The sequence below is a fragment of the Pseudoalteromonas ardens genome (genome assembly GCF_030125445.1).
Lineage (GTDB): Bacteria > Pseudomonadota > Gammaproteobacteria > Enterobacterales > Alteromonadaceae > Pseudoalteromonas > Pseudoalteromonas ardens.
Genome location: NZ_JASJUV010000001.1, coordinates 1,045,971 through 1,058,401, shown reverse-complemented (window position 1 = coordinate 1,058,401; position 12,431 = coordinate 1,045,971). Strand labels below are relative to the sequence as shown.

At 45.0% G+C, this 12,431-nt stretch carries 9 protein-coding genes; 1 reads left to right on the top strand and 8 read right to left on the bottom strand.

Going from position 1 to position 12,431, the window contains the following annotated elements; all coding sequences use genetic code 11:
- The first annotated feature begins 124 nt into the window (after positions 1 to 124).
- Complete coding sequence (gene nfi, locus QNM19_RS03920; protein ID WP_049866325.1) at positions 125 to 799, top strand: deoxyribonuclease V; 675 nt, start codon at positions 125 to 127, stop codon at positions 797 to 799.
- A 123-nt stretch (positions 800 to 922) separates the two neighbouring features.
- Here nfi and QNM19_RS03915 read toward each other — a convergent pair whose 3' ends face one another.
- From QNM19_RS03915 to QNM19_RS03880, 8 genes are all read right to left on the bottom strand, one after another.
- The gene (locus QNM19_RS03915; RefSeq protein WP_049866326.1) at positions 923 to 1,432 is read right to left on the bottom strand and encodes a hypothetical protein; all 510 of its coding nucleotides are present in this window, start codon (positions 1,430 to 1,432) and stop codon (positions 923 to 925) included.
- Between the two features lie 153 nt (positions 1,433 to 1,585).
- On the bottom strand, positions 1,586 to 2,119 hold the full coding sequence (locus QNM19_RS03910) for a hypothetical protein (RefSeq protein ID WP_049866327.1): 534 nt from the start codon (positions 2,117 to 2,119) through the stop codon (positions 1,586 to 1,588).
- A gap of 232 nt (positions 2,120 to 2,351) precedes the next feature.
- Positions 2,352 to 2,858, bottom strand: coding sequence for a CC0125/CC1285 family lipoprotein (locus QNM19_RS03905; RefSeq protein WP_284026355.1), 507 nt, complete (start codon positions 2,856 to 2,858; stop codon positions 2,352 to 2,354).
- A gap of 124 nt (positions 2,859 to 2,982) precedes the next feature.
- Positions 2,983 to 3,648, bottom strand: a complete 666-nt coding sequence (locus tag QNM19_RS03900) for a hypothetical protein (RefSeq protein WP_049866103.1) — start codon at positions 3,646 to 3,648, stop codon at positions 2,983 to 2,985.
- A 235-nt stretch (positions 3,649 to 3,883) separates the two neighbouring features.
- The gene (locus QNM19_RS03895; protein WP_284026354.1) at positions 3,884 to 4,816 is read right to left on the bottom strand and encodes a hypothetical protein; all 933 of its coding nucleotides are present in this window, start codon (positions 4,814 to 4,816) and stop codon (positions 3,884 to 3,886) included.
- A 5-nt stretch (positions 4,817 to 4,821) separates the two neighbouring features.
- The gene (locus tag QNM19_RS03890) at positions 4,822 to 8,439 is read right to left on the bottom strand and encodes a DUF637 domain-containing protein (protein ID WP_049866105.1); all 3,618 of its coding nucleotides are present in this window, start codon (positions 8,437 to 8,439) and stop codon (positions 4,822 to 4,824) included.
- Positions 8,440 to 8,454: 15 nt separating this feature from the next.
- A complete protein-coding gene (locus tag QNM19_RS03885; RefSeq protein ID WP_284026353.1) occupies positions 8,455 to 11,007 on the bottom strand; it encodes a hypothetical protein in 2,553 nt (850 codons plus the stop codon).
- Between the two features lie 606 nt (positions 11,008 to 11,613).
- On the bottom strand, positions 11,614 to 12,339 hold the full coding sequence (locus tag QNM19_RS03880) for a PKD domain-containing protein (protein WP_284026352.1): 726 nt from the start codon (positions 12,337 to 12,339) through the stop codon (positions 11,614 to 11,616).
- Positions 12,340 to 12,431 lie beyond the last annotated feature (92 nt).

Below are 12,431 nucleotides of genomic sequence, written 5' to 3'. Positions count from 1 at the left end.
ATTACCTTCAACACAGCGCCGCAACATCAGCATTTTACTTAACCTATTTGTATGCTCTGCTCTATGAATAGCGAGCTAAGGTACGTTAAAATTGCACAGTAATACAAAGAATAAGGTAGTTACAATGCACATTGAGTATCCCAGCTCTGAAACACAAGCTTGGGCACTGCAAGAAACCCTCGCCACTCAGGTTATTTGTGAAGACAATTTTGACTCCATCTCCACCATTGCAGGGACGGACGTGGCCTATGACGATGCGACAAATCAACTGGTTGGCGCCATTGTCGTGCTGGATGCCAGTACACTGGACATCATTGAAACTCAGGTAGTCACCGAAAGTGTACGTTTCCCCTACATTCCCGGCTTGTTCTCATTCCGGGAGTTACCCCCATTGCTATCCGCTTTCGAGCAGCTTACCCATAAGCCAGATATGATAGTGTGTGATGGCCAGGGCCTGGCTCATCCAAGGCGCTTTGGGCTGGCCTGCCACCTCGGTGTGACCCTGGATATTCCCACCATAGGGTGTGGTAAAACACGGCTCACAGGCACACACGAAGCCTTGGTTGAAACACGAGGAGCAAGCGCAAAGCTTATCGATAATGAGCAGATAATAGGGGAAGTTTTACGGACTCAGGACAACATTAAGCCAGTGTATGTCTCTGTCGGTCACAAAGTCAGTCTGAGCACAGCCAGAGACTGGATCCTCAAACTCACGCCAAAGTACCGCCTGCCAGAAACAACCCGTCAGGCCGATCAACAAGTGAACCGGGCGCTTAAAGCGCTGCAAGCACAAGGCTGACAATTCCGTCCTGCGCAATCAGGATTGGCAGGGCATGGATTATGGGTGCTTTGAAAATAGCAGAGCCTGGTGAAGCTGGCTCTGACAGCTAATAAGCTGGCTTTCAAACCGCTAAATAGTTATTTAAGCAGTGTAGTCAAATGAGCATGCATCTGCTGACGTAGGGACCGTATAACCGGGCAAGGTTTCTCCCGGAAATATAACATCCCAGACACAGCATTTGACCAGCAGTTTCAGCATCTCTGGATGATATTTGTCAAAGTACTCGTCAAACTTATCTTGATCCATAAACTCCTTACTCAAACCAAAATATTCAACCCAGAAAAGAACACACGCACCCTGCACGCCCATATCAGGCTCTCGCTGAGCTTCATGTGGGAGGCTGTCAGTATTAAAGCTATAACAATTCAGGCGCCACCAAAACTCAGTACTCTGCTGATAAGCACTAATTAACGTCTCCTTCGCATCGACAACTCTAAAACGACCACCTTGAAAATCAAACCCTTCAAGATATTCATCCATCGCGTCCTGCATCATGCCAATTGGTGTTTCTTCACAATCGCCCGGGACATGGTAGTCTATAAAAACCGAGATTATCCACTCCAGAATTTCATGTTGCTTCGATTCAAGCATTTTCTAAACCTTTTTAATTTAGATTGACGCCTTTTTCACTGACGGGTCACCAAGGACATCCACCCTAAATTGGCGTTGGGATGATAGGCTATCCTGTACGACAGTTTTAGGTGAGTGCCCTCGCAACCCGTGAAATAAACTATGAATCCAGTATTATTTCATTATGCTGTAATCCAACAGGGACAAATCACCAGAGGTGGGCTCTTTATAACCCGGCAGGGTCTCACCGGGAAATAGTACATCCCACATACAGCGTTTAACCATGAGTTTTAACATGTCGATATGAAACTCTTGTTCCGGGTCAATACTGTATAATTTAACTTCATCTGGAAATGTCTCCGCCCAACAAATCGCCGAATTCGGCTGGAGACCATATTCGCAATCCTCGAGCTTTTTATCTCCCATGAGCAGAGAAGTTGAACACATACCGTGCCAATGATCATTGCTGGAATCAAATAAGCCTAAGAACTCATCTCGCAGTCGCTCCCTCGTTTCATCACTGCTGTAGAACTGTTGATACATATCCAACATCTCATAGATACATAGTGACAACCTACCGAGATAACACTTGGTAGGAAACTCCTTTTGAAAACTATGCTCGGCAGAAAGACCTGGCCCCCATTCTCCACGTAAGGGTTTGATTAATGAGTGAATAAGCGTATATTTCTTTGAAAATAGTTCTTGCATTACCTATCCTGGTTAATCAATTTTAGTCGGGGAAACAATCTGTTGGAGGATATCCAGGTTGAACCGACCCTGACGTACTACATTAAATAGTGCAACAGGAGCCGTGTAACAAACACATTAGTCAGAACGCGCCTTACCTGCCACAAAAACGCCTCTGGATACCAACCTCACCAGAAGATAGAACCGACCCACTCAGTCCACAGATGCGTAGCCAGCCCCGGAGAAGCTTAAACTACTTTTTATCAAACACCTGTTGCTCTGTGAGTTGGTATTTATGCTGCACCTGGTCAATACATGTCTGGGTATCATGGCTAACAGGGCGAGGCGCCTCTTGCATAGCCATTAATTGAAACAGATTTGCAAAATCACCGCAATCAGCGGTATTAGCAGGTGTCTGCTCATCGTGCAGCGAAACATCCAGATACACGCTGGGCTTACTCACATAAACACCGGGAGTCCCGGCATATGTGCTGGACACATCGGCTGAATAATTTGAGCTGATAAAAGTATCTGACCCCTGCTGCTGGGCAATCACAGCGCTACGCAACAAAGCAAAATCAATCGCCTGCTCCAGCGAAACACTGCCATTACCAGAATAATGCACCCGATAAATGTGCTCAGTGAGCTGCTTTTCCGAGTAACCGCCACGGATCCCCATAGACTGATAAGACACCGCGCTACACCCGGCCGCAGACAATGTTAAACAAACAAAACTCAGATTTATTAAAGACTTCATCATTTGTACTTCTGTTACTTGTTAAATTATGGGCGAGTACACTAGGACTCGCCCGATTCCTTTTTGTGCACTTATGGCGCGCCTTTTTCATACGCCAAAGAAGTCTTTTAAAAGCTTCACCTTTAAGCTATTCACCGAGGTGATAGAGCTCCATACACTGCTCTGGCATCCCGCCATCTTCGGGTAAAGGACCAACCCAGCCACCTGGCATACCACCTAGCCGGTAACAGTCAAGTAACCTTTTAAGAATTGGTGAGTTGTCTAAGCCTCCAAAAATGGCAGCATCCACAATCATCACGAAGTGAGCATGAACAATATCAGGAATTAAATGGTGAAATATATACTCAACATTAGTGCTGGTTAATGAGAAATTCTTCTGCATTGTTAAATCGTGCTCTTTAGTCCGTAAAGCAGAAATTCTTTGATGGGGAAAGGCTCCGAAATCATCAGTAAACCCCCAAAGTACTTTCTTATACTTTTCCTGTACAGCTAATCTATAATTGAAATCTGAATACACCCCCTCAGACGTAACTCTTCCTTGCTCATCATCCAAAATATATGGAAGATTCTGAAAACCCCACTTCTCCGGTTCGTCATTGCAATAACCAGGAGTCTGAATGCGGAAATCCAAATTAATAGGGTCTTTAAATATTCGAAACCCCTCTAAATTTTTTGGTAAAGATGAACCTAAAAAAAGTCCTGACAGAAACAGACTATTTTCACAAACCCGTTCAATACGTTGCAGATCTTCTTTAATAGATTCCAAGTCTATACTTTGATAATCAAATAGCATTGGTTGCATCTCCTATCTATTACAGATCTAAGAACCTCTATCCATTTATCTTCTGTAGCACCATGCTTTTTCATTAATGGCGGTTCATTCATGTCAAAAGAGACACCGGGAGATACCAAGGACATCCACCCTAAATTGGCGTTTGAATGATGGGCTATCCTGTACGGCAGTTTTAGGCGGGCGTCCGTACATTCTTTGAGGAATGAAGGCAAGCCATGTGGCTTGCCTTTAATTTTTACGCCTGAAGCGCGGTTTCTTCATCAAATCCCTGTGCACGAATGCGGGTCAGGAGCTGGCTGAGCAGCTCGTCTTCCGCAGGCGCGACTGGTGAATCAGGCAGCAGCTGAGTAACATTACCAAATCCGGGATGACTGAAATCCGGATTAGGCAGGCCGTGCTGAGCACGCAATGCCAGTAACATCAGTGCAGCGTAGGGAGTAAACTGCCAGTTCATATTATTGAACTCAAAAAAGTCCTTGCTGGGCGGCGCAGCCACCTGCGCTACCTGATCGTCGCATAAGCGAGTCAGATAGGCCGTGAGCAACTCTTCATTTTCCGTGTTCCAGTTTGCAACAATATCCGTATAAGCAAACCCATCCACTATTGGGGTCATGGATTTACTACCATTGACGGCATCAAACAACAGAATTACCAAATCCCCGATATGGCTGTTTGAGCGGTTAACCCAGTGTCTGGCGTAACCGACTTCAAACAACCGGAAGATATGACTCGCATATTCAGGCTGTTTTAAAATCACCGCTATGGCCAGATAGAATACACTGTCTGGCGAGACGCCCCCATCATGTTCCCGGTCAAACCTGGTTACAAAACGCTGCTGCTTAAAATAGGAGATCACACAGCTGAGATAAGCATACCCCAGACTGTGTGCCAGCGTATCTGAACAGAGTCTATCCTGCTGAATTAACGCCGTTTGTGCCGACATTTCATAATAGTCAGTTGGAATAGCGAGTTCTGATGTAAACTCCTCCCAGGGTAAAAATGGCAAACGCTCGTTCTCTGGATAGTCAAAGCCCATACACCCTTTGTCAATGTAACTCAAAATATCCGTTTGATTTCTTTCAAATACGCTTTGATACTTTGCAGGGTTTTTTATCGCCTGTTTGCGTTTTCGCAAAAATTTTTCTAACTCTTTTGAATTACTTTTCATATATATTATCCCGCCGGGATCATTGACACTGACGCAGTACCAGTTGTGCCCGGCTTTGGTACTTTCACCTTAGCCAAAATGGGCTTTATTTTATAGCCTTGAGCTTGCAAAGACTGCAGTTTTTTTGCGTATTTTTGGGCTTCAGACGTAACTTCCTGTCCATTTAACTTACCGCTTGCCACGTTGTTAATCCAATCTTTTCCTCTTTTGAGCAAGTTTAGTTTACTTGGATCTTTTGGAAAATTCTCTCTGACACTGGACTTCACTTCTATCAGCCAGATGGTTTTATTGGCGTCATCAACCCCCAACAGATCAGCACCATGGTTAGATTTGTTTTTAACTAAATCCACAAATTCCAATCCAGTGCTATCGTCAAAAATCTGCTTGGCTATTTGCTCACCATAGAAGCCATCGTTACGCTTCGCAATATGCGAACCATTTACTTTCGCAAGAAACTCGTACTCACCGCCCAGGTTACCAAGATCCAGACGCTTATCCACGGCATTTACAACATTGATATCACCGCTTGGTTTACCTTGCTTACCGGAACCTATATTGTCCTCGATATCCTCAAGCATTTTAGACGACATAACGTTATTGCGTTTCAGCCAGTCAAGCATCTCTTCAAACGTTTTGAAACCCGGGATTGCCTTGCCGATAAGACCGCCAGCAGCTTGATCAATCAGCCACTCCTCCAGCATTTTCTGACCTTCTGCCGGGTTTTTACCCATGGTGTCATAAATGTCATATAACTCGTTAGCAGTCAGAGCAATATCAATCCCTTTAAGCACCATTAAGCCCAGAGGAATAAGGAACAGAGCATTATGTTGAGCAGCATTTTCGGCCGTCATTGCCGCAAGGTTTACGTCACTGTTTGCAATCATTGCTGCCGTAGCCCCGCCGAGTTTGGCAAGATCAACACCCGCTGCGGTCAGCTTAGCCACTTCCTTATTAAAATAGCTCTGAGCTTCCTCAGATTTATAGTAAGCGGCAATTTGAGCATCACTATATCCTTCATCACTCAGTGCCTTGGCTCTCTTTGCCTCTTTTTGATAAAACTCGTCCAGTTTCTTGGCTTTGTATGCATCGGCAACTAGCTCACCAACTACGGCGCCGCCAGCACCAGTCAGGCAACTTTCACTGCCGCCCCCGGAGGATTGTCCTGCTTCACTGGTTGCAGCACCAAGAAGGCAACCCGCGCCGGCATGCGCAAGGTAACGCACCACATTTGAAATGTCACCATCCTTATAAGCTGCACCAATAGAAGAGGACATGTATTCACCGACCGCAGCAATACCGGCACTCTTGAGTGAGTTGGTAAAGGAGTCTGAGAAATCAGAAAAATCACCGCCATTGATGGCTGTAGAAATACCAGCACTGATGGTGGAGTTAACCACAGCCTGTGTTGCTTGATTACCTACTTCGATAAGTGTGTCTGCACTAAATAGCGCAGCATCCGGATTCACCTCACCGAAGAACTGAAGATCACTAAAGTGACTCAGCATGCCCGCTGTGGCCATTGCCACCACGAGATTACGCACGCTATCACCACTGGTCATTGTCTCCAGCGTATCACCAATGCTATTCCCGGCCGCAAGGCTGGTCGCAGCCTGAGTCGCTAAGGTGACAGCAGCAGCCGACATCGCCGAACCCATAGCCGCACTTTCAAACGCAGCCGCAATAGCCCCTTCGGTGCCTATCCACTGTGCACCAGCAGGTCCCATAGCAACCGATACCGCAATCGCAATGATCGCCATCGCAGCAGGGCTCAGAGAGCTGGTTTTTTTGTCAATATGAAGCTTTTGTAGCTCCGTGGTGACAATACTCAGATTATTGCTTACGTTCGCGTCATTGCTGTTATACAGCTGATTCATCCAGCCAAGTGTTGATGAGCCCGCAAAGCTACTGATGACTGTCGATACATCTTCCCCTTCGTATTGCCCCAGCTCCAGAGTAATACCATGGGTGGCATTGACCTGAACGCCGCCGATGATCTCGTTATATACCGCCGTGTCGACGTCATCCTGCTTGGTTTCGGTCTTAATTTTCCAGGTGCTTTTCTTAATCTTATTGTAAAAGTACTGCTTCTGCTCTTTGGCCAGCAGCAGGTTCACTTTGCCATTACGAGCATCAATTCTGGTACCAGTACCAGAGCTGATTTTGGTCGCCTGGAGTGTTACATCGCCAAATTCAGACGCGATTCTCACGCCTTTGCCGGCTTCCAGCGCTGAGCGGATCGCCATGGTCTGAAGTGATTGTTCTTCTTCCGTGGTTTTACCCCACTTACCACTTTTACTGCTTTGAGACTGGTTAAACTCATTCAGAATATACACACCCTGAAGCGCAAGAATATCAATCACACCTTGGTCAGCGTGTAACTCTGCAGCTTTAAGTTCAATCGCTCCCGAGGCCATCAAATAGATGCTGTCTTTGGCGGACAACTTAGTGGTTAAATGCTCCACCTCAGATTGGTGTTCACTAAACCCTTTGAACTCTTTACTACTTGAATAGCTGGTTTGTTGTGAGATCAGACGGATGTTTCCGTCGGCACGCAAGCCAATTGTGTTCCCTGTAATCTCACCACCTTGGACAACTAAGTCGCCATAACTGTGAATACGAATATCCTGTCCATCTACCGAAGCGATTTCCCCAAGACGAGTGCCCTGACCGTAAGCCGTGCTGTAGCGGTGCAATACTGTTTTTTGTACATATTGGCCAGCCACGATATTAACGCTCTGAGTCGCAGAAAGACGGCCAGACAGATTCTGTAATGTGCCACCTACAAAAAGGTTTAAGTCGCCATCTGCACGGATCTCAGCTCTAGGCATCACGGTAAGATCTTTGGCCGTCTTTACAAAGGTATCGCGCTGAGTTTTAAGCGTGCCACTATTAATAGTAATGCTTCTAAACTCGGCTCGTGAACCACCAAATTCAGTGACATGACCATCAACTCTCTGGCTATCAACAGTACTCTGAGTCAGATGTACAACCGGCACCAATACCTGTTCACCGTTAATAGTTTGCAGCTCAGGCCAGATAAAGTTTTTATTGAAACTCTTCAGGTTACTTTCTGTAACTTTATCGCCAAACTTAGTCGCTGTTGATCCTGCAAATTCAAATGCGTTGTTGTACAAGTCATTAATTTGTTGTGTCTCATTAGTATATGAGCCATTGATCAAGGTACGGTTAAGCTGATTATAGATTTGTGTGCGCACCATGCGCGATTGCACAAATCTGTCACCCACTCTTTTGGCCAACTCATAGTGTGGAAAAATAATCGTAATCGACTTATTGGCAATAGGAATGTACTTTGGCGGATTCAGACCGCTCTTGTTGTGCTCAACCAACTTTGCATGAAATGTTTCAATCGTCTGTGCAGAGCGCGCCTGTGAAGACTCTACGACATAATCTGATTTAACAAACTGGCTGTCCGAACTGCTGACTTTAGTAAACGCCGGATCAGCATTAAGTTCAGCAGTGGCTTGCTGAGCATCAAACAAGGTGAAAGCCTGCGCAAGCGTCGGTAAACCGAGCTGGCCGACTAATAATGCAATATTCAGGTAACCGACACACTTTTGCCACAATGATATGGGCTTTTCGGGGTTGAAGTTATTATTTTTCATACGATTCAAAGTCCCTTATAAATGCTTAATCAGATCAGAGAATGGTAATTCTTTGCTGATCCGACGGTTATAGTTGATATAGCCCTGACCAGAACCTGGAGTCCATTGTTTGCCATACTCTATGTATACAATCGTTATGGTCTTATAATCTGCGCTAAATGCGTAAGACTGGTACGATTTACTATCCATTGTTTCTATGGCTGTCGGATTATCTTTAGGTAGTGTGTCAACATAATTGATGGATGCTTGCTTTATCTGTGCGTGGGTCTTGCCAGTTGTGCCAACATAATTATCTTTAATTTCTTCTTCTATGAGCGCAGAAATTCGAGTTCCAAAAGAAGCATTAACGCAAGCTGGAACCTCGACACCGACATAAAAAATGTACTTAGTTCCGTTGCATACTTTATAAGTACCAGAGAGCCAATCACCTTCAGCTTTAATGCTTGTCACCCGAGAATAATGAGTACTCGACTTGTCCCAAATAAACTGGGACTTATATTTATCAATCGCTTCTCTTCTGATCTGGTCCTGAACATTGATATTCTCTTGCGTATAATCAGTCTCTGATAGCATTTGCTCATTCAGACCATATACATTGCCTTGCAACGCAAGCAGGGTTTCAGCTTCTGCGTATGTTGTTATAGTATCGGTTTTGCATCGCACTCCAAGCATGCATAGCCGCATATTCGTCACCGCAGCAGTAGCAATATCTCTGCTTAATTCAAGTCCCACTGATTTCAACTCAAGCTGATGAAAGTGACTTTGCCCAAAGACTTCAAAATATGAGAATGCATTTATCAATTGCTCATCAGAATCTGTATTGTTGCCATCACTGACCTTCAGCTTGCCATAGCTAATCACGCGGCCTGGGGGCGAATACGCCGTGATTTTAGATTCAGTACCAACTTGTACCTCTTTATAGGTGGCATTTTCAGTCGCATCGTAAGACACTTGTGACACGAGGAAGGTCGTTGCTTCCAGTCTGTAACGCTCGTTGTAGAATTTAGGCGTATTTACGTCAAAATTGCCCGCCTGATTGAGTGCCATAATGGCAGAAGAGTTACGAACGTAATATTTGGCTTTCAGTTCCAGGGTATGCTCTGCTGACATTCGTACCTGATTAGCCTGTACGGTGTTTACTTTTATGCCTGAATCCCAGCTTTCACCTGACCCTTTCTTAAGTGAATAAGGGTTTATGTTCTCGATTGCTTTTGCACTAATTGACAAAGAATTAGCATGAATAGAAGCGCTCTGATCAGACTTGTGGGAGCCACTGAAGGTCGCATTTTGATACAGGCCATGTTTGGCGCTGGTTACATCTAAAGTCGGTGTTTTTAACGCTAATGGAGAAGGCGTGTAAGAGCGTGTTGTACGAGAACCATTAGTAAAAATACCATTGGTCAAAGTAGCTTTAATGGTTCCTGCTTGCATAACGCCACCAAAACTGTTGTATACATCGCCATCACTATCGATTTCGATACGCTGGCCAACAAGTCGACCATGGTTAATTACCCTCGCCCCATTAAGTTCTATGGCCCCACTGTCAACTCGACCATAATTATAAATTGTGCCCTCAGTGAGTACTTTGAATGTGCTTGCCATAACATGAGAAGAGCGCTGAACAGCGACTGTATTGCGGTTTTTAACCGTTACAATGTGATCAGAATACAACTTACCTGATAGGAATACATTGCCACTGTTGCTCTGAGCGACCTGAATGAATATTCCCTCATTCGGCGCATAGAAATCGTTTAACCTGGTGCTGGTCGCCAGTGCGTCAGATAGCGTATTTAGCTCGGTTTGTGAAGAAATGGATACCGGGCCCGCTGCTACAATACCAATACTAGCTGCTTTGAATGTGCCGCCCGGAACATAAGATGATGTGGCCGTTTTTGCCGTCAGGACATCCAGGTTACTGTACTGAATGCTAAATTCACCCTGATATAGATTGATGCCACCAGCACCAATAATGTAATTACCCTCTGGTGCTACTGAAAACCCGCCTCTGGGGTGACGCTCTGCTCGCAGGTTTGTGTCGATCACACCTGTAGTCACAATGCTTTTTGCAATTAATTCAAGAGATTGAATTCCTGGAGCAAAAAGATTCTCAATGGCAATCTTACCCGTACTTCTGGAGTCAAGGTTTGTATCCGAGAATGTACCATTTAAAAGGGTGACCCTGCCCATATTGTCAAAGCTACAGCTTTTACAAGTCAAACTAGCTGAAGTGGTCGTAAACACCACATCAATCATTTTTCCCACGACTGAAATTTTGCTGTTTAACGTCAAATTTGGAGCAGTTATCACCAAAGTTTCAAGCGGGCTGTCCTCAGCCACTCTGATGGTCAAGGGCTTACCGGTTTGACTGAATTGAGAAAACTCCAACCGTTCAAGCTTTTGTGTGCCGCTAATAACTAAAAAGTCACTACTTGCATTCGGAAATGAGGAGACTGAAAAACCCGCATTAGCGTTATACGCATACCCTGCGGCATAGACACTTTTTGAGACCAGTGCACATGACACAACTCCCAATAAAATAACAAATGAAACTATAATCCTGACGTTCATTTTAACCCTTGCGTTACAATTAGCAAAAATAAATTAACCATAATAGGTACAAAGGAAAACAGTGTACAGCAAATATACAGTAATTCAAACAGTTGCCAGAGAATAATTAGCTATAGAAGGTACAAGTTAACTAACTCGCGAGGTCCTAATTTAACCCAACAGTTACTCAGAAATTCAATAAGTTGAGATTATGCAGGGTTGAGTGCAGAGACTGGAAGGGATTTGCCTGAAACAAGATGATCCTTGCTTGCCTGCAAAGATCACGGTCTCTTGTACTGATAAGTACGCAGTGCATGCGCATTTGAAAGTTAGCAGTCACAAAATCAGTAAATAGCAATTTGTTGTCGTGCAGAGTAAAAAGAAATGAAACCGTTTCACAATTCCAGTGCTTACTTCTCAAGGATAAGTCAGTCAATGACAAAGGTATTTAGGTGTCGGGTCAATTCACCCGCCAATGCATGTGCCTGGTAATTCCTCAACCCCTCAGAGGAATGCAACGTCGCTTGTCTTAGTGTATGGAGCATCAAGGAAATAAAGTGGGCAACAAAAAGAAAGTCGCTCGCTGCCAAAGTGCTGGCAGCTAACCGAGTTGGTAGGGCAATTTAACTAAGAACGTCTGCGTATCGCACAGACACCTGCGAGGAATAACATCAGGAAATGAAGACTACCGCCAGAGCCCCCGTCATCAGATTTGCCTGTGCCAGGCGTTTTATTGTCATTGCCATCCTCTTTTCCTGGTGTCTCGCCATTATCACTTCCGCCATCTGAATTATCTCCCTCATCGCCGCCGGGGTTTTCGCCATCCCCATCGGACCCATCGCCGTCTTCTCCATCTGGCTTTTCGCTTTCAGACTGCTCAACAGATAGCTGTGTGCTTGCACTCGACACAATCGTTTGCTGCCACATCGCATCAACTGACAACTCAACAGTACCAGATTCAGCAAACTGAGTGGTAAACTTGCCCGTTTGTGAACCCGAAGCAATGGGCTCACCGGCAACAAACCACTGATAATTTAAATCAAGCGGCTCACTGGACGTTAAACTTGCCATAAATTCAACACTTTGGCCCTGCACAACTTGATCAGGCTGCACAATAACCAGTTCGGATATTTTCGGCGTAATAAGGTCAACCAGCTTTTGTGAAGACTCTAATAACTTACCATCCTGGTACACTTCCCGGGTCACAGTATAAATGCCAGGTTGTTCGTACTGATGCTCGGGCTCCGCGTCATGAGATACAGACCCATCACCAAACCGCCAAAAGTACTGGGCGTCACTTGCCACTGCCGTGCAAGTCAAAAAACATAAAAGACCGGTTATTACTTTGTACATAGTCACTCCTTGATAGTGATATTGAATCATACGCAACACCAAAACCGTGTTCACTTTCCTCAGCTAACGCCAAGATAACTTTAACATAAAAG

Coding starts and splice junctions, on each gene's coding strand:
- QNM19_RS03900 (WP_049866103.1), bottom strand. CDS start 3,648: ATGCTATTTGATTATCAAAGTATAGACTTGGAATCTATTAAAGAAGAT.
- QNM19_RS03915 (WP_049866326.1), bottom strand. CDS start 1,432: ATGCTTGAATCGAAGCAACATGAAATTCTGGAGTGGATAATCTCGGTT.
- QNM19_RS03895 (WP_284026354.1), bottom strand. CDS start 4,816: ATGAAAAGTAATTCAAAAGAGTTAGAAAAATTTTTGCGAAAACGCAAA.
- QNM19_RS03880 (WP_284026352.1), bottom strand. CDS start 12,339: ATGTACAAAGTAATAACCGGTCTTTTATGTTTTTTGACTTGCACGGCA.
- QNM19_RS03910 (WP_049866327.1), bottom strand. CDS start 2,119: ATGCAAGAACTATTTTCAAAGAAATATACGCTTATTCACTCATTAATC.
- QNM19_RS03890 (WP_049866105.1), bottom strand. CDS start 8,439: ATGAAAAATAATAACTTCAACCCCGAAAAGCCCATATCATTGTGGCAA.
- QNM19_RS03905 (WP_284026355.1), bottom strand. CDS start 2,858: ATGATGAAGTCTTTAATAAATCTGAGTTTTGTTTGTTTAACATTGTCT.
- nfi (WP_049866325.1), top strand. CDS start 125: ATGCACATTGAGTATCCCAGCTCTGAAACACAAGCTTGGGCACTGCAA.
- QNM19_RS03885 (WP_284026353.1), bottom strand. CDS start 11,007: ATGAACGTCAGGATTATAGTTTCATTTGTTATTTTATTGGGAGTTGTG.